Below are 14,207 nucleotides of genomic sequence, written 5' to 3' on the forward strand. Positions count from 1 at the left end.
TGCCAAGCCAATGTCGCCACGTAGGGCGATCGGTTTTCCACGCGGCTTTAGCCGCGGGGGTTTCAAAGGGGGAACCCCTTTGGCACGGGGTATTTTACGAGGCGCGTAGCGCCTTGTAAACATACCCGTCGTGCCTCGAACCGCCTCCGATTCTGTCGTCCTCGGGTTGAAAAACGGTTGAGCGGCACGGAATCACGGTTGAAAAACGGTTGAACGAAGCGAACACGGTTGAATCACGGGTGAAAGATGGTGGAATGGCGGTAGAATCGCCGGAACCCGTCTTTCTGTGGCTTCGCCATGACTCCAGAAGAATTTATGCAGGCCAATCCGCCCGACCTACCGGCTCGATACCCGGCCTCGAAACTGGAGCCTCATCGAGCGGCAATCGAAAAGCTCCGGTCGGCTGACTACTCTTTACAGCAGATCCGCGCGTATCTGGAGCAATGCGGCGTCACCGTCTCCGTTCAGATGGTGTCTAAATTCCTCCGTGGCCGGGACGCGTCGCCACGCAAGGCGAAGACGCGCGGCGAAGCTCGCGCGTCTTCGCCTACGCCAGCGTCCGACCAACAGCCCGAGCCTCCCTCTCCCGCTGGCGCTTCCGTCGCGCATAAAACGCGCGACGAAATCGCGGCGGAAAACCCCGCCCTACGCGCCAAAGACATCGAAGAACGGTACGTCGACCAGTTCGCAACCGCCACACAAAACCCACTGTTGCGGCGGCGCAAAGCGCCCTAGCCTGCGCAGCCGGAACGCACGCGCCAGAAAAAAAGCAGCTTTGCAGTGAGAGGGGGTTGCGTGGCGTGTCGCCTCGGGGCGCGCGCTCGTGGTCATACCCGCTACTCGGTCCAGGGGCCGCGCTGCGCCGCGCGACAAAGGGCGGCACTCACGCAGAGCCGCCGTCGCTCTCCGTCGCTTCGGCGCAGGCCTGGACACTCCTAACGCTAGTCGCCCGAACGCGGGCCGCGCAAGTTTTTGCGGGAAATGTGCAAAAATTTGCTGTTGACATACTTGACAACACTCGACAGTGTTGGCATAATTGTCAACATGAAAGCCACTCCTCTCCTGAATCAACGCCGCGCCATCGACGCTCATTCGTTTGCGAGTCTCGTCGTGTGGCAATTGCCGGAACCCGTACCGGGCAGCACGCACCTGTACAAGTACAGCCTGGCGTATATCGTTAGCCGGGTTTGCGTTCTCCGGTACGACAATGAACGCGGCAAGGGCGATCATCGCCATTGGGGAGAAGTGGAAACACCCTATGTCTTCACCACGCCTGAACAGCTTATTGCTGATTTCTGGTCGGACATTGCCACTTGGAGGGCGTCACCATGAACACAGTAACCCTCGGCGTCGATACTGAAGACGCCGTTTCGGCCCGCTTCGTTGCCGCCATGAAGGGCGAGCCGCAAGGGGCCTTTATCACCTTCGCCACGCCGGAACTGCTGCTGCAGACGCTTACGCAGATGCGCTGGGAAATTCTCAAAAAGATGACCGGCGCGGGCAGGCTATCGCTGCGAGAGGTCGCGCGCCGCGTCGGTCGGGACGTTCGGCGCGTAAGCGATGACGTTCATGCGCTGCTCGATGTCGGCGTGCTGGAGCGCTGCGACGACGGCTCTATTGAATTTCCGTATGACGCGGTGCACGTCGATTTCACGTTTCAGGCTGAGGCTGCCTGACATTTGCTGCCTGGCGGTTTTGGGGATAACAATGATTAAAACGCTCGTAATCGGCGCGCTCGCGCTCTCGATTGCCTCGGCCGCTTGCGCCTATGACCGGGGCGCGCATGCTGGCTGGCAGGTTCATCAACCGGCTCGATTTATCGTGTCGGGCGTCCTTCGTAAAGACGGGACGGCAGACGTGATTAAACCGATCCACGCTATCGAAACGGCTGATACTGCTGACGCGGCTGTAGCGGCCTTCTCGCGCTCTGCGGGGCGGCAGTATCCCGGCTATACGCTCATCGGCACGTTAGCATCGCCAGTCCCGCCCGCCGGCACTTGCGAGAGCAGCATCTAACCAGGGCAGCAGGCGCGGCCTGCTGCTTTCCCGGTTGCTGCCGTCCTCTCAACGCCGAAACCGCTGAATGCCAGCAAGGGGAACCATGAAAGTTGCGCTGCTTGTGATGGCGATATGTGCCTTAATCATCGGCACAGCACTAGCTGGAGCCTACCGATTGCATGCAGCCTGGCCGATTATCGGCGCGGGGCTGCTGGTTGTTTTCCTGTTCTGGATGCTCAAGGTATGGGACCGGATTGACCAAGCAATCGAGGCGAGTCAAGAGAACTAGGAAAATGCTTTGTGAGAGCCAGTCAATTTTCGCGTCCGCGAAAATCGGCTGGCACACGCACGATAAAAGACCATGAACGAAACAAATAGCGAAACCCGGCTGGACGCGATACGCCCGGCCACACTGTTGCTTGCAACAGATCCAGGCTATCGGAAACCGCATCCTTACGAGGTTCGCGCGCTGCTGAAGGTCACCAACATTACCGCCTCAGTGGCTGGCAAGATTACCGGGCGTCCCTCCAGAACCGTGCGCAAGTGGACAAGCGAAACCGATTCAGAGAACTATCAAGCCATTCCCTATTCGGCTTGGCGACTGCTCCTGCTCGAAACCGGCCTGGTAACAGTCACGGGGGGATGGGCGTCGTTGAATGATGCACCCGATGATGTCGAGGGCGAGGCATAAAACAAAACTGGCGCTTACGCGCCAGGGTTGTTTTGCAGTGGTGGATGCGGCCTTATCTGTCCGGGGTCGCTAGCATCAGAAAGCGTCCGACTGCGCAGAGTGCCAGATAAGAAGCGGCAAGCATCATGCCTTTGAAGGCGGTAACGCTGCCCGTTGCGTGACTGAAAAGGCCCAGCACTAGCGCTGCGGCAATGGCCAGGAAAACAGATGCTTTGAACATACTTCCTCCCGTTGTGTGATTAGTCGCGCGGCGCGTCCTGCTGTTGCAGCCATATCTGGCCCAATCCTGCCGCGTGGCAGAGCAAAGCCCAGGCGGCGTATGGAATTCCTCTTTCGTCGCCGGTCCAGCGGCGTACCGACCTGTCATCGGCAACGCCCGTTAGCTGCGCTGCCCGAACGCCTGTCAGCCCTGCCCGATGCAATACCTCGGCAATGACTTCGCCAGTCGGGCGCTCCCACTTTTCCGCAAAGGGGCGCAGGTGTTCGGGTTTTAGCAGTGTCATTCGATCCTCTGGTGAAAGCGTTAGCCGGGCTAATCGCCCGGCTGCTGTCGTCGTTTAGTCGATCGCCTTAAAGATCAGGCGGCGTTCCGGGTGCTGGTGCGCGTATTCGCGCAGCGCGTAATACAACTCAATGTGTTCTTCAATCCCCGTCCGGTTGCAGAGCTGGCCCAAGGCAAAGAGACTCGCAATGATGCCTGCCGCATCCGGGGTAACGGAACCCTCGAAATAGTTTTCCGCGTTGCTCAGGTGAAAGGCTTGATCGTGGCTCGGCGCCATGTAGAAGCCGCTGTTGCTCAGCCGATAGAAATTCCAGTAACCGCCTGTGTACTGGTTCTCGCCCGCCAGGCGCTTCATCGAGCCGTACACATACGACTCAAACATGACAGCGTAGCGGCCAAAGAAGCTCGCCATCGTGGTAACGCGCGAGCCTTCAGCTACCAGGGCGGGTGTGATCGAAACGGTTTCGGTTTGGGTGTTCATCGGACTTTTCTCCGGGGGTGTGGCCTTGGCGGGATGCCCGGCCTTCAGGTTCTATATTAGGGCCATTGGCCCTATGTGTCAAGCGATATTTTCGCGGACGCGAAAAAAACCCGCATGTGCGGGTTCGGTGTATTGCGGGCTGGCTAGGCGGGGGGCTGCTGCGAGCGAGGGTTAATCAATCGCTCTAGCCGTTCACTGTCTCCGTCTTCCTGCCAGCCTACTGTCAGGCTATACCAAAGCTGATGAACCCCCATTGCCATGCAGCGCGATACGTTGTTGTCTGTTTCCTTGCTCATGTGACGGACGATCAGGCGTTCGGCTTCGCGAGTCATCTGCCCATACGTCCATCGCTTCGAGGTAGTCATTAAATCTGCTCCGTGGTCTTTAGCCAAAGTATGCCAGCGCGGACAGAGTGGAAACGATCAGCAATGACGCTCCCATAACAATTCGCTCTGCAAGCTCTACACGGTCAAAAACTTCTTTCATGTTGGTCCCGTTTTGTTATCGGCCCGCCTAAGCGGGCGCTGTCTTTAGAATCGGTAGTCGAGCGTATAAGCCTGCTCGTTGCACTCAACGATCAGCTGCCCGTTGCGATACGTTGCCCCTACTGCCCTGCCCCGTTTAACGTGAAAAACGGTCACGTATCCGGTGTGGATTGCTGCATGCAACGCGGCGTTAAGCGCCGGGACGCTCGTCTGATGCCTGGCATGGAGACGGTTCCAGCGTGCGACAAAGCGATTTGCACGGCTAAGGCTGGTGAAGTAGCGCACTGGCGTGGCGTCGGGTGTCTCAGACATCGAGCCCGCCAGATAGGAGCATTCGGCATCGTTCCAAACGCGGGAGATAGCGAAACCCTGTTTCGCGTTGTGGCCGTGGACGATCAGGTGCATGGTTTCCCTCTCCCTTATTGCAGCGAAAGGGAGCGGGCAACCTGCGCCGCGTTCTCATACTTGCCGCCGTCGTGGTGCGCCCAGCTGCTACCGTGCGACAACGTGTGAAATGCGCCCGGTGCGCCGCGAACTGCTGTAGGCCATGCCGAAACCATCACGGCGACCGTTTCACCACATACGATCAGATCGCCGTCCTTGCATTCGACTGCGACTTGCGTCCAGTCGTAGGCGCTGCCCGTGTCCGTCGAGTCCATGAAGTGAATGCGCACGCCGTCAACGATACGGACGGCTACGGCTGCCGCGAAGATGTGCGCGTCCATCTGGCCGAAGATGGCGTAGCTTTGCAACGCATCCTGAACCTGCGCGAGAGCGATAACTTGGGTTTTCATCGGAAGTTGCTCCGGGGTGTGGCCTTGGCGGTATGCCCGGCCTTCAGGTTCTATATTAGGGCCAATGGCCCTATATGTCAAGTGATATTTTCGCGGACGCGAAAAAAGAAAAGCCCGCTATGCGCGCGGGCTTTGGGCGTTACTCTCGGCTATGCGCTCTGTGCTTTGCGCAGTCGGAACGTGCGGCGGTAATACGCCAGGTCACTGATTTGCACGATCGACAACGAGACTGAGGCTTGGGCGGTAGGCGCATCGTAGATATGCGCCATGCCCTCTACTATCTCGTACCAGCGGTCATTCTTCATGGACTCACTCTCCTGTATGCGGGCTTGGCCATGCCCGCCGAAGCGGGCTGTTGGTTTAGTGAGCGCGGGCGCGTTTAGCTTCCATTCGCGCCTTGTTGCGCAGCGCGTTCGCCTCTGCTCGCGCGCGAGCCGGTGCATACAGTTCGTGGTCTTCGAACAGGGTCACTTGGCCCTTGTCGAAATAGTCGGTCTGCGTGTCAGTGTCGTTCTTGTAGTTGCTCGGGAAGACGTTGCCCAGCTGGCGGTCGTAGTCTTTCGCGTAGATCGTCACGCACTTTCGACCATCAACGCGGTTATCCAGCGAGTACCAAACGCGCGCCGTGTTCGTGCCGTTCGTGACGTTGTGGATGTTGAATTTGATTGCTGCTTTCATCGGGTTGCTCCGGGGTGTGGCCTTGGCGAGATGCCCGGCCTTCAATAACTCCATTGTAGGGCCATTGGCCCTACAGGTCAAGCGTTATTTAATTGCCCAGCGTTCGAAAGAATGCAATTTCTTCCTCAACGTCCACCTGATACAGCATGCGGACATTCGCGCGCGCCTGCTCTCGATCGCAGTCCATCACAAACACGTAGAGGTCTTCCAGATTCTGGCGCAGCATTACTGGCTCTCCTGTTTGATCTTCCTGGCTGTGCGGCGCTCAAGCAATGCTAGGGCGGCATCCCTGGTCATCCCGATTTCCACATAGCGCCATGTTTTGAAGATTCGGCCGCCTTGGTAGTTTTCGCACAAGCGCCAAACTCCATAGCCAGAATCTTCGCCCCAATGATTTACGCAATGGCACGCGGCGAAAATGTCGCCTCGGGCATTGGTGCCTTTCGCGATCACGGTAAGTCTGCTCATCGGATATTGCTCCGGGGTGTGGCCTTGGCGGATCTGCCCGGCCTTCAGATAACATTATAGGGCCAATGGCCCTGTCTTGGCAATCAGTTTGCGCTGGCTCCTGTTTGCCGCTGGCCTTGGGGCCATGGCGGGCTGCAGCTGGGGCCGATCGTTAGTCGCGTTGGGTCTAAGGTTTTCTATCTCTACAAGGCAAGCCCTGAAAGGGCGCGTCAGGCCCGAAGGGCAGGGCTCGCGGGGAGACGGTGGGCGGGTGCGGAACCTTCCGGCCTTCAGGCCGGGAGGCTGTCCACACCCTTGCGGTGTGGGCAGCGCAGCCGTCCACGGTCGGGCGCGGGTACGCCGCTGCCGTGTGCGGTCGGGGCATTGGCAATGCACGGCCGTTTGTACTGTCCACAGATTCAGCCGGTGTTACTACAAGGGATACATACAGGAACAATAATACAGGGGGCAAGGGTGGCGATTCTCTGAGAGCCTTGCTGGAAAAGCGTTTGCGCGATTTTGTTGCCTGATTTTGCGGGAGTTCTTCAGCGCATATGGCGGGAGTTCTTCAGCGTGGATAAGTCGGACAAAAGGGCAGTAAGTACCTGATTCGATGCGGAAAACAGCAGCGGGAGTTCTTCAGCGCGGATAACTGGGCTTATCCACACGCTTGGAGTGGAAAACTCGCAGCAAATTTCAGGCGAAATTGGGGCTTTCTGGCGGCTCGTTGGCCTTCAGTCGCTCGATGTGGCGTCTGAGGATGTTATAGCGGCGTGCGGGGCGGTTTAAAGCGTTCTGAGGGGCTTTGATTCTAGGTCGGATGGGGCGGCAGGCTGCATGCTCGTGCAGGAGTTGGTCAGACATCGAGCGGGCGGGGTGTGGCGCGAATCGGCGGCGATAAGCGCGCAGCTGCAGGCGGGGGTTCTTCAGCGCACCGGGCGGGTATGCGTGCGCGGATCGCGGATCGGGGCGATTCTGCTGTAAGTAGCCGGGAGTTGTTCAGCGCATCGGGCGTGCGTCCACGCGTCTGCGGCGATCGACGGCAACTGGCGGGAGTTGTTCAGCGCATCCAGCGGGCGGTGTGCGGCTCGGCTCGGCCGCGTGGCTGCTAGTCGCCGGGGGTTCTTCAGCGCATCGGCGGCGATCGGCGGGCGGGCCGGGAGTTGTTCAGCGCATCGAGGGCGGGGCGTGAGCGCGGATCTGCGGCGCTCGGCGGGAGCTGCAGGCGGGAGTTGTTCAGCGCATCGAGGGCGGGGCGTGAGCGCGGATCTGCGGCGCTCGGCGGGAGCTGCAGGCGGGAGTTGTTCAGCGCATCGAGGCGGGCGTGAGCGTGGATCTGCGGCGCTCGGCGGGCAGCTGCAGGCGGGAGTTGTTCAGCGCATCGGGGCAGGGCGTGTGCGCGGATCTGCGGCGGTCGGTGGGCAGCTGCAGGCGGGAGTTGTTCAGCGCATCGAGGGCGGGGCGTGTGCGCGGATGCCGGCGCTCGCGGACAGCTGCAGGCGGGAGTTGTTCAGCGCGTTTGCAGGTTTCTGTTGCGCACGCTTGCCGTACAGCATACGCTTCGAGCTGCACTGAACGCGTCAACAACAGTTCAACGGCTGTTTGGGGGGCTTTCTGAGCAAAAAACCCGGCTTTCGCCGGGTAAGGGTTACATCAGGAAAGTGGCCAGCGGATCGAAGACGTGATGTAGCAAAGCTTTAAAGGTCTCCGATTCCGCAAACGTCATCGCTGCTTGCCAGAGCAGCGTTGCGTAAAACTCGCCTTTCATCGTGGACTCCGTTTTTGCGAGTTCAGATAGGAAGGATCTCGGCGTTACTGCCCGGTGAAGGTGCCAGCCTTTGCCGGGCGGGAGCGCCCTTCAAACTCCCGCCCACGAAGCATACGACAGCGCTCGACCATCAAGCGTCGTTTTATTTGGTCGGACAGCCTTGACTTCTTAAAAGCCTGCCTCGCGCGCGAGTATTCGCGCGTGCCACAACTCCCTCGCCTCGTCAAGTGATTGGCTGTCTGTTTTGAGCAACGTGGCTGCTGCTTCGGGGTTCGACATTTAGGCAACGTTGAAGCATTTGGCTGCGCTCTATACTGTATATGCATACAGCTATTTTCTGGGGTGAGTGCATGGCGCGGGAACCTGATTTCGTTCCGCCTCAAACGTCGGAAATGCGTGCGCTGTGGCGCAGGCATCAGGATCCCGACATTCGACGGCTGCTGCTCGAAATCAACCATCTGCGGAACGTTCTGCGTGAGATGGACGATTTGCGTGCTGTGGTGGATCGCGCGTGGAAAGATGACATTGGCGGTCAGCTGGTGGCGCTCGAAAAAATGCGCTATCGACTGCTCGAAGAACGCGTTAGGCGCGGGTTGCTTGATCCGTAGGCCGGGAGTTCTTCAGCGCGCTTTCGCGGACGCGAAAAGTCGCGGGAGTTGTTCAGCGCATCAGCGCGTTTTCGCGGGCGCGAAAATCGGCGGGAGTTATTCAGCGCGAGCGGCAATCGTGCCGCCCGTGTTGGTTAGAACAGGTCGCGCTGCGTGCCAATGCGCGGCACAGACGGCGGGGAGGGCAGGGGAGTAAAGCCCTGTTCAGAAATCTGATATTGCGCCTGCGGATAGACGATCTTGACCATATCGAGTGCGGTCAGGAACGCTTTCCGAAAATCTCGCACAGATTGGCCGATGTCTTCCGGGTTGATCCGGCCGCCAAACTGGTTCATCAACGAAATCCACGGGATCGGGCGTCGGCGGCCTTCGAGGTAGCTAACGCGATACGTTAGCCAGGTATAAACGTCCATCGCCAAGGGGGAGCGGCGCAGCGACTTATAGACGCGCAAATCAATCGGCACGGGGCTCGTAATGCATTCCTCGAAGAATTTCCGGTTGAGTCTGACGGTCGATCGCCAGGTGCCTGCTTCCTCTGCCGCCTGCGGTGTCCATAGGCCGCTGTTCGGGTCGGTGTCGTCGGGCGCGGGCGTGCCGTCAGCGGCTTCCAGGTTGTCCAGGCTGTCAATGTCTTCCTGCAAAAGATCCACGTCATCAGCAATCTGGACATTGCGAAGCTTGAACCCCCGGTTTTGAATCGCACCGCTGTACTGCGCCGTAATCATTGCGCCGAACAACCGTTTCATCTGTTCAACGGCGCGGCTGCCGCTACCGCGTGCGCCGCCTCCAGTGCTGCGCACTTCGAGGACATCGCGCAGAAACACGCGCAGCGATTCGCCAAGCTCAATAACGGGGGATTGGCTCCGTACAGCTTCCGTCGAAACCCACGACATCAAAAGGCGCGGATAGATGCCAAAGGGAATGCCGCCTTTTCCCGGTACATCGCCTTCATATCCCGCGACAATCCGAAGCGTGAAATCGCCGTTGCGACGCGTGTAAACGTCTGTCTTCGGATCCTTGTACGGCATCGTGGCGAGAACCAGTGCGCGAGACATGAAACCGATTGTGCCTGCACTTTTGGCGTCTTCGGCCTCGATCGCGAGCTGGGTTTCAATCAGTTCCTTCACCCATGCCGGAACGGGTTTGCCAGAACGGTAGTCGAGTTCCAGGCGGCTTTCTGCCTCGGGCCGTGCTGGTCCTGCCTGCGTCGTCTGTTTTTTCGTTGCCATTAGTGCCTCGGCGTCTCTGCTGCAGCTGGTGCGTGTTCTTGCGCAACCTGTGCGCGGTACTGCTCGGCGGCTTCCTGTCCCTGCTTCCATTTTTCGTATGCGTCGAATACGACATCAACGCAATCGCTGACGGTCTGCCGTGCTTTCCAACCGTTAGCGGTGGCTACAGCCTGAAGCGTTTTGCCGTCGACAAGAACGGCGCGGGCTGCGTCGATGCGAGCCGGGGAAATGTTGAGCATTGGCCTGACGGCTTCGAAGTCGGGCGCGCTCATTTTGCGTTTTGCGGGCATGTCTTGTCCTGTGAGCGGCGGGCAGGGGCGTGGTGCGCGCCCCTGCCGGGTGATTACTTCGAGCTGGTAGCAGCGGCCTTCAGCACGCTTGAAAGGTCGTACTCGGCGTGTACGTCCGTGCCATGCAGAAATGCTGCGAGCGCGAGCGCGCCTGCGCCGTCGTGGGCAAACTGGTTATCCGCGAGGCCTTTCAACACTGCGCTGGCCAGTAATTCGGCCCGCGTGCCTTTTGCCTTCATCGCGTGTTGACCGGCATCGTAGAAGCTATAGAGCCATGCCCCGACTTCAGCCCGGTCCTGCTCCTGCAGGCTGGCAAGCGTCTTCTTGACGCTTTCGCCTCGCGCGAGCTGGGCGTGAATCGCATCGAGCGCATCGGTCGGGCTGAAAACGGGTGCGCCGTTTTTCGCGTCCGCGAAACCGTTGGACGCTACTATGTCTGCCTTCGCGGGTTTCGTGTCGGCCGCAACGGGCGCTGCCGGCTGCTGGGCGGCCTTCTTGGGCTTCGCCTTCTTCAGCGCTGCGTCTGAGGTCTTGCGTGCATCAACCTTGCCGCGTGTCGCCTTCAGCGTGTCGACCAGATCGCGGGCTGCCTGCGGATCCTGCTTTTCGACCTGACGCACGCGGCTGATAACTTCGAGGTCAGCGCTGATGTTTTCCGTAACCAGTCGGCGCGATTCTTCGGGGAGCTTTAACAGGCTGAGCGTCTTCGAGAGCCAGGAGCGGTTCTTGTTGTACTTGGACAGGAATGCGTCGACGCTGCCAAGTTCATCAACCTCGCGCTGGATGCGGGCGGCTTCCTCGATCTGCGTCAGGTTCTTGCGATGGGTGTTTTCGACAAACTGCGCTTCCTGCGCCTCGTCGTCCGTCATCGTGCGAATGATCGCCGGGATGCGCTCGAGCTCGGCAATCTTGCTTGCGCGGACGCGGCGCTCACCAGCGACCAGCACATAGCCGTCTGCCGTATTGCGCAACAGCACCGGCTGCAGGACGCCGCGCTTCTTGATGTCGGCTGCGAGGTCGGCCAGCGTTTGTTCTGCGTCTTCAAACTCCTTACGGTCCTGCTCCTTGATCGTGATTTCATCAAGGCGAACCATGCTGTAGTCCTGGTGGGATTCCTCCATCAGCCCCGTAAGCTCGCTTGCGCCCAGGATGTCGCCCAGGCCGGCGAAAGCGTTGGTTTGTGCGTTGCGCGCGGCTTTGGTCATTGCGTCACTCCCAGGTCATTCAAAATCAGGTTCATTGCTGCTTTCCATTCCTGCGCCGCTACACGGTGGCCGGCGCCCTTCGTACCCTTCCAGACGGGGCGGCGTCTCGCTGTCGACTGCTTGACCGACGTGCGCTCTGCGAGCATCGTCGGCAGGATCATCTTTCCGAGTTGCTTGCGCAGCTGGTCAAGCGCATCGCGTTCTTCCTTGCTTTTCGTGTTGATGCGTGCCGGCAGCAGACCCAGCAGACGCAGACCGGGGTTGTAGCCTTGCTCGCGGATCTTCTTCAGGAAGGCCAGCAGGTCCGTAAGCGCCGCGCTCTCGTACAGGCCAACAGGGAAGGGGCAAACAACGGCCTCAGCTGCGACCAGTGCGCCGGCCGTCATGGGCGGGGAAAAGTCGATGTTGCCCGGCGTGTCGATCACGCACAGATCGTAGTCGGCCGCTAGGCGCTTCAGGTGCTGCCTCGGTCGCTTCAGCACTGATTCATTAACGCCCGTCAGCAACGAAAGCCCCTTGTCGGCGCGAATGATGGAAAGGTTCGGGCCAAGGACTTCGGGACGGAGCGGCGTGGCATCCTCGGCAAACAGGGTAGAGGCCATCAGGCCGGGTTCTGCATCTTCGGCAGGGAGAAACGTCAGAGAGGCGCTGCCTTGTCGATCGAGGTCTACGAGCAACACGCGCAGGCCGGCTTCCGCGCCGGCATAGGCGATGTGCGTTGCAACAGTAGTCTTCGAGATCCCGCCTTTCTGGTTGACGACCGCAATGCTTTTCATATGCTTCCTTTTTGTCCAAGGGGTCTTTCGTGGTGTTGTTACTGCATCAAGCAGTGAAGCCATTATTCCATACTTTTCCCTTTTTGTCAGGTAAATCAGCCTGACAAGGAAAAAAGTTATGAGGAATGGTCAGCAGTTCTCGCGGCGGCCGGGTCGCTTGCTTGATCGCGCCCTAGAATGATGAGGTGCAGGAATTTTGCGTCTCAAGGCTGTTACAGATTTACCGGAACGCAAACGGTAAAAACTTTATGAAAAGCCTAAAGAAAACCTTTGACCTGACGTAAACCCGAGTAATCCGCTAATCAAACCTTGCGGGCCGTGCGCATTAACCTGAAGCTTGCGAAGTAGGGTCGTATTGATGTTGCAACAGTTTTGGCAGTCTGACTGTTACATCTAGAAACACCTGGTAGCATTTCCTCGCCTCACTTCCCGTCCTTCTAGCGCCTCCCCGGATCGTCGCAAACCTATAAAATTGCGAGCATTTTGCTTGTAATGCGGGCATTATTGTTGGATGATTGCAAAACTCGTTTTTGCTAAGCAAAACAACAATTTTGCGATTTGCGACGAAAAGGAGTAGAATGCGGAATAGTCATGGTGATTCGTAGCCGAAAAGTTCCTGTTGTGGCAAAAGGTTTCGCTTTGCCATTCAACGAGGAAAAAATGGGGCTCACCACGCGCGAGCTTTCAGCAGTCGACGAAACGCTTCAGGGACGGTACGTGGTCTGGATCAGAGAGGATCCGCACGGCTTCTGGAAGGTAGAGATTCACGTCGATGATGGGGACCGGGTCTACGACCTGGACACGACGCGAGGCGGGACAAAGTCCTGGCGGCAGCTAAAAGATGCGTTGCTGTTCGTCAAAGAAAATTGCCCAAGGGCAAAGGACGTATTTCTGGAAGTGGAACAGGGATGGGTGCTGCAAAAGACGCCAGATGACCTGACGAAGTGAAGGACGGCCGATGCCAGTGTTACCAGCACTGACACCAGCCTGACCAAGAAAAAACCTGGGGGGCCTTTCATGGCTACGCTGATTATAGCGTCCTTAACGGACGCTCGATATGTGCTGCCTAAAAATACACATATTGCCAACTCTTCCCTGGAAAACAGGGTACGAGTGGCAGCATGAGCGCGGTTCTTGCCTCGCCTGTCGGGGGCTCGGGCTTGTTTGCGGACGCTGCGAGTAAGAGTTTCGCGTCCGCGAAAACCATCGTCTCCAGTCCTTCTTTCGTCGCGTCGATCGTTGCGGAGGTCACGCAATGATTGCCGACTTTGCGACCCTCGCGCACGAATGCGCGCCAAACGTCAACCCGACGACCCTGCAGGCCCTGGTCAAAACCGAATCCGGGTTCAATCCCTACGCTATCGGCGTCGTGGGTGGTCGTCTGTCGCGTCAGCCGCGCTCAGCTGCGGAAGCGATTGCAACCGCTAAAGCGCTCGATGCGCGCGGCGTCAATTTCAGCATGGGGCTCGGCCAGGTCAACAAGGCGAATCTGCCGTCGTATGGGCTGACCTATGAAACCGTGTTCGATGCGTGCGCGAACCTGCAGGCTGGCGGCAACATTCTCGCTGACTGCTATCGCCGTGCAGCTGCCGCGAAGGGGCAGGGCAAGGACGCGCTCTATGCGGCCTTCAGTTGCTACTACTCGGGCAATTTCTCTCGCGGCTTTCAACCTGACTTTGGCGGAACCAGCTATGTGCAACGCGTAGCTGCAAACGCGCAGGATACCAAAGTTTCGGTCGAGGTCGTTCCTGCCATTCCAGTCATTCTGGACAAACCCGCGTCCAGAAAGGTCGACGCACCAAAGGCCCGTCAAACGGTCCAGGTCGCGCCGGCATCCGCCGAACCTGTCTCTGCCTCGGGCGACCATCGCGCGAGCTGGGATGCGTTCGGCGATTTCAGCGGGAAGTAATCATGCACACCCTATCGGGAGTTCCTATGTTCATCAAACGCAAGCCTGCCGCGTCGCGGCTCGTAAAGGTCTTGCTCGCGATCATGCTGGGCGTTGCGGCTGTGGCTGCTCCCCCTGCGTTCGCGGGCGGGCTGTCAGCGGGTACGCAGGCGGCCGACACGTTCTATACGTGGATGTATTCGATCCTCGGCATCCTCTCCGGTTGCTATCTGCTCTACAAGGGCGGCATGGCATGGACTGATCGCGAACACTGGTCCGATTTCGGCATCGGCGTTGCAAAGGTCGCGGCTGTCGGCGCGGTGTCGGTCCTCGGGCCGTGGGCCTGGAGCCTTTTCGTCAACTGAGC

At 58.9% G+C, this 14,207-nt stretch carries 23 protein-coding genes; 10 read left to right on the plus strand and 13 right to left on the minus strand.

All coding sequences use genetic code 11. The features are described from left to right. Positions 1-297 precede the first annotated feature (297 nt). The 6 genes from PPGU16_RS42360 (at position 298) to PPGU16_RS42385 (ending at position 2,689) form a co-directional block, all read left to right on the plus strand. Positions 298-735 (plus strand): hypothetical protein, encoded by a 438-nt coding sequence (locus PPGU16_RS42360; RefSeq protein ID WP_180727808.1) that lies wholly within the window; start codon positions 298-300, stop codon positions 733-735. Between the two features lie 309 nt (positions 736-1,044). Further along, entirely contained in the window at positions 1,045-1,332 is a 288-nt protein-coding gene (locus tag PPGU16_RS42365) for a toxin-antitoxin system TumE family protein (protein ID WP_180727809.1), read from the plus strand. Then, positions 1,329-1,676, plus strand: a complete 348-nt coding sequence (locus PPGU16_RS42370; RefSeq protein WP_180727828.1) for an HVO_A0114 family putative DNA-binding protein — start codon at positions 1,329-1,331, stop codon at positions 1,674-1,676. The genes PPGU16_RS42365 and PPGU16_RS42370 overlap by 4 nt, the downstream gene beginning before the upstream one ends. A gap of 31 nt (positions 1,677-1,707) precedes the next feature. Next, the gene (locus tag PPGU16_RS42375; protein WP_180727810.1) at positions 1,708-2,016 is read left to right on the plus strand and encodes a hypothetical protein; all 309 of its coding nucleotides are present in this window, start codon (positions 1,708-1,710) and stop codon (positions 2,014-2,016) included. Positions 2,017-2,101: 85 nt separating this feature from the next. Beyond that, positions 2,102-2,287: a hypothetical protein gene (locus PPGU16_RS42380; protein ID WP_180727811.1), complete on the plus strand. Its 186-nt coding sequence runs from the start codon at positions 2,102-2,104 to the stop codon at positions 2,285-2,287. A 72-nt stretch (positions 2,288-2,359) separates the two neighbouring features. Beyond that, the gene (locus tag PPGU16_RS42385) at positions 2,360-2,689 is read left to right on the plus strand and encodes a hypothetical protein (protein ID WP_180727812.1); all 330 of its coding nucleotides are present in this window, start codon (positions 2,360-2,362) and stop codon (positions 2,687-2,689) included. A 52-nt stretch (positions 2,690-2,741) separates the two neighbouring features. Here the strand turns inward: PPGU16_RS42385 and PPGU16_RS42390 are convergent, their stop codons facing one another. The 9 genes from PPGU16_RS42390 to PPGU16_RS42430 all read right to left on the minus strand — a co-directional run bounded on the left by PPGU16_RS42390 (position 2,742) and on the right by PPGU16_RS42430 (position 6,097). Continuing rightward, a complete protein-coding gene (locus tag PPGU16_RS42390) occupies positions 2,742-2,909 on the minus strand; it encodes a hypothetical protein (RefSeq protein ID WP_180727813.1) in 168 nt (55 codons plus the stop codon). A 19-nt stretch (positions 2,910-2,928) separates the two neighbouring features. Then, positions 2,929-3,192, minus strand: coding sequence for a transcriptional regulator (locus tag PPGU16_RS42395; RefSeq protein ID WP_180727814.1), 264 nt, complete (start codon positions 3,190-3,192; stop codon positions 2,929-2,931). A gap of 54 nt (positions 3,193-3,246) precedes the next feature. After that, positions 3,247-3,672 carry an antirestriction protein gene (locus PPGU16_RS42400; protein WP_180727815.1) on the minus strand — a complete coding sequence of 142 codons (426 nt, stop codon included), beginning with the start codon at positions 3,670-3,672 and terminating at the stop codon, positions 3,247-3,249. Positions 3,673-4,202: 530 nt separating this feature from the next. Then, positions 4,203-4,562 (minus strand): hypothetical protein, encoded by a 360-nt coding sequence (locus PPGU16_RS42405; protein WP_180727816.1) that lies wholly within the window; start codon positions 4,560-4,562, stop codon positions 4,203-4,205. Positions 4,563-4,576: 14 nt separating this feature from the next. Continuing rightward, positions 4,577-4,951 carry a hypothetical protein gene (locus PPGU16_RS42410; RefSeq protein ID WP_180727817.1) on the minus strand — a complete coding sequence of 125 codons (375 nt, stop codon included), beginning with the start codon at positions 4,949-4,951 and terminating at the stop codon, positions 4,577-4,579. Positions 4,952-5,100: 149 nt separating this feature from the next. After that, positions 5,101-5,256 (minus strand): hypothetical protein, encoded by a 156-nt coding sequence (locus PPGU16_RS42415; RefSeq protein ID WP_180727818.1) that lies wholly within the window; start codon positions 5,254-5,256, stop codon positions 5,101-5,103. A 55-nt stretch (positions 5,257-5,311) separates the two neighbouring features. Further along, positions 5,312-5,683 (minus strand): hypothetical protein, encoded by a 372-nt coding sequence (locus PPGU16_RS42420; RefSeq protein ID WP_180727819.1) that lies wholly within the window; start codon positions 5,681-5,683, stop codon positions 5,312-5,314. Positions 5,684-5,717: 34 nt separating this feature from the next. After that, positions 5,718-5,855 (minus strand): hypothetical protein, encoded by a 138-nt coding sequence (locus PPGU16_RS42425; protein WP_180727820.1) that lies wholly within the window; start codon positions 5,853-5,855, stop codon positions 5,718-5,720. Beyond that, positions 5,855-6,097: a hypothetical protein gene (locus PPGU16_RS42430; RefSeq protein WP_180727821.1), complete on the minus strand. Its 243-nt coding sequence runs from the start codon at positions 6,095-6,097 to the stop codon at positions 5,855-5,857. Before PPGU16_RS42430 ends, PPGU16_RS42425 begins: the two co-directional genes overlap by 1 nt. A gap of 2,097 nt (positions 6,098-8,194) precedes the next feature. Between PPGU16_RS42430 and PPGU16_RS42435 the strand changes: the two genes are divergently transcribed. Beyond that, a complete protein-coding gene (locus tag PPGU16_RS42435; protein ID WP_180727822.1) occupies positions 8,195-8,452 on the plus strand; it encodes a hypothetical protein in 258 nt (85 codons plus the stop codon). 134 nt (positions 8,453-8,586) lie between these two features. Here the strand turns inward: PPGU16_RS42435 and PPGU16_RS42440 are convergent, their stop codons facing one another. From PPGU16_RS42440 to PPGU16_RS42455, 4 genes are read right to left on the minus strand one after another with little or no spacing between them, the layout of a single operon-like run. After that, positions 8,587-9,681 carry a replication protein RepA gene (locus tag PPGU16_RS42440; RefSeq protein WP_180727823.1) on the minus strand — a complete coding sequence of 365 codons (1,095 nt, stop codon included), beginning with the start codon at positions 9,679-9,681 and terminating at the stop codon, positions 8,587-8,589. Next, entirely contained in the window at positions 9,681-9,971 is a 291-nt protein-coding gene (locus tag PPGU16_RS42445; RefSeq protein ID WP_180727824.1) for a TrfB-related DNA-binding protein, read from the minus strand. The genes PPGU16_RS42440 and PPGU16_RS42445 overlap by 1 nt, the downstream gene beginning before the upstream one ends. Before the next feature lie 53 nt (positions 9,972-10,024). Next, a complete protein-coding gene (locus PPGU16_RS42450; RefSeq protein ID WP_180727763.1) occupies positions 10,025-11,176 on the minus strand; it encodes a ParB/RepB/Spo0J family partition protein in 1,152 nt (383 codons plus the stop codon). Then, on the minus strand, positions 11,173-11,952 hold the full coding sequence (locus PPGU16_RS42455) for a ParA family protein (RefSeq protein WP_180727764.1): 780 nt from the start codon (positions 11,950-11,952) through the stop codon (positions 11,173-11,175). Before PPGU16_RS42455 ends, PPGU16_RS42450 begins: the two co-directional genes overlap by 4 nt. Positions 11,953-12,543: 591 nt before the next feature. Here PPGU16_RS42455 and PPGU16_RS42460 point away from each other — a divergent pair. From PPGU16_RS42460 to PPGU16_RS42470, 3 genes are all read left to right on the plus strand, one after another. Next, a complete protein-coding gene (locus PPGU16_RS42460) occupies positions 12,544-12,900 on the plus strand; it encodes a hypothetical protein (RefSeq protein WP_243460836.1) in 357 nt (118 codons plus the stop codon). A 310-nt stretch (positions 12,901-13,210) separates the two neighbouring features. Further along, a complete protein-coding gene (locus PPGU16_RS42465) occupies positions 13,211-13,861 on the plus strand; it encodes a lytic transglycosylase domain-containing protein (protein ID WP_243460846.1) in 651 nt (216 codons plus the stop codon). 26 nt (positions 13,862-13,887) lie between these two features. Continuing rightward, on the plus strand, positions 13,888-14,205 hold the full coding sequence (locus tag PPGU16_RS42470; RefSeq protein ID WP_243460837.1) for a hypothetical protein: 318 nt from the start codon (positions 13,888-13,890) through the stop codon (positions 14,203-14,205). Positions 14,206-14,207: the final 2 nt, after the last annotated feature.

Source organism: Paraburkholderia largidicola (genome assembly GCF_013426895.1).
In the GTDB taxonomy this organism is placed as follows: domain Bacteria; phylum Pseudomonadota; class Gammaproteobacteria; order Burkholderiales; family Burkholderiaceae; genus Paraburkholderia; species Paraburkholderia largidicola.

Bases quoted from the DNA above. Each gene is read 5' to 3' on its own strand.
- PPGU16_RS42360 (WP_180727808.1), top strand. From the start codon at position 298: ATGACTCCAGAAGAATTTATGCAGGCCAATCCGCCCGACCTACCGGCT.
- PPGU16_RS42365 (WP_180727809.1), top strand. From the start codon at position 1,045: ATGAAAGCCACTCCTCTCCTGAATCAACGCCGCGCCATCGACGCTCAT.
- PPGU16_RS42370 (WP_180727828.1), top strand. From the start codon at position 1,329: ATGAACACAGTAACCCTCGGCGTCGATACTGAAGACGCCGTTTCGGCC.
- PPGU16_RS42375 (WP_180727810.1), top strand. From the start codon at position 1,708: ATGATTAAAACGCTCGTAATCGGCGCGCTCGCGCTCTCGATTGCCTCG.
- PPGU16_RS42380 (WP_180727811.1), top strand. From the start codon at position 2,102: ATGAAAGTTGCGCTGCTTGTGATGGCGATATGTGCCTTAATCATCGGC.
- PPGU16_RS42385 (WP_180727812.1), top strand. From the start codon at position 2,360: ATGAACGAAACAAATAGCGAAACCCGGCTGGACGCGATACGCCCGGCC.
- PPGU16_RS42390 (WP_180727813.1), bottom strand. From the start codon at position 2,909: ATGTTCAAAGCATCTGTTTTCCTGGCCATTGCCGCAGCGCTAGTGCTG.
- PPGU16_RS42395 (WP_180727814.1), bottom strand. From the start codon at position 3,192: ATGACACTGCTAAAACCCGAACACCTGCGCCCCTTTGCGGAAAAGTGG.
- PPGU16_RS42400 (WP_180727815.1), bottom strand. From the start codon at position 3,672: ATGAACACCCAAACCGAAACCGTTTCGATCACACCCGCCCTGGTAGCT.
- PPGU16_RS42405 (WP_180727816.1), bottom strand. From the start codon at position 4,562: ATGCACCTGATCGTCCACGGCCACAACGCGAAACAGGGTTTCGCTATC.
- PPGU16_RS42410 (WP_180727817.1), bottom strand. From the start codon at position 4,951: ATGAAAACCCAAGTTATCGCTCTCGCGCAGGTTCAGGATGCGTTGCAA.
- PPGU16_RS42415 (WP_180727818.1), bottom strand. From the start codon at position 5,256: ATGAAGAATGACCGCTGGTACGAGATAGTAGAGGGCATGGCGCATATC.
- PPGU16_RS42420 (WP_180727819.1), bottom strand. From the start codon at position 5,683: ATGGAGTTATTGAAGGCCGGGCATCTCGCCAAGGCCACACCCCGGAGC.
- PPGU16_RS42425 (WP_180727820.1), bottom strand. From the start codon at position 5,855: ATGCTGCGCCAGAATCTGGAAGACCTCTACGTGTTTGTGATGGACTGC.
- PPGU16_RS42430 (WP_180727821.1), bottom strand. From the start codon at position 6,097: ATGAGCAGACTTACCGTGATCGCGAAAGGCACCAATGCCCGAGGCGAC.
- PPGU16_RS42435 (WP_180727822.1), top strand. From the start codon at position 8,195: ATGGCGCGGGAACCTGATTTCGTTCCGCCTCAAACGTCGGAAATGCGT.
- PPGU16_RS42440 (WP_180727823.1), bottom strand. From the start codon at position 9,681: ATGGCAACGAAAAAACAGACGACGCAGGCAGGACCAGCACGGCCCGAG.
- PPGU16_RS42445 (WP_180727824.1), bottom strand. From the start codon at position 9,971: ATGCCCGCAAAACGCAAAATGAGCGCGCCCGACTTCGAAGCCGTCAGG.
- PPGU16_RS42450 (WP_180727763.1), bottom strand. From the start codon at position 11,176: ATGACCAAAGCCGCGCGCAACGCACAAACCAACGCTTTCGCCGGCCTG.
- PPGU16_RS42455 (WP_180727764.1), bottom strand. From the start codon at position 11,952: ATGAAAAGCATTGCGGTCGTCAACCAGAAAGGCGGGATCTCGAAGACT.
- PPGU16_RS42460 (WP_243460836.1), top strand. From the start codon at position 12,544: ATGGTGATTCGTAGCCGAAAAGTTCCTGTTGTGGCAAAAGGTTTCGCT.
- PPGU16_RS42470 (WP_243460837.1), top strand. From the start codon at position 13,888: ATGTTCATCAAACGCAAGCCTGCCGCGTCGCGGCTCGTAAAGGTCTTG.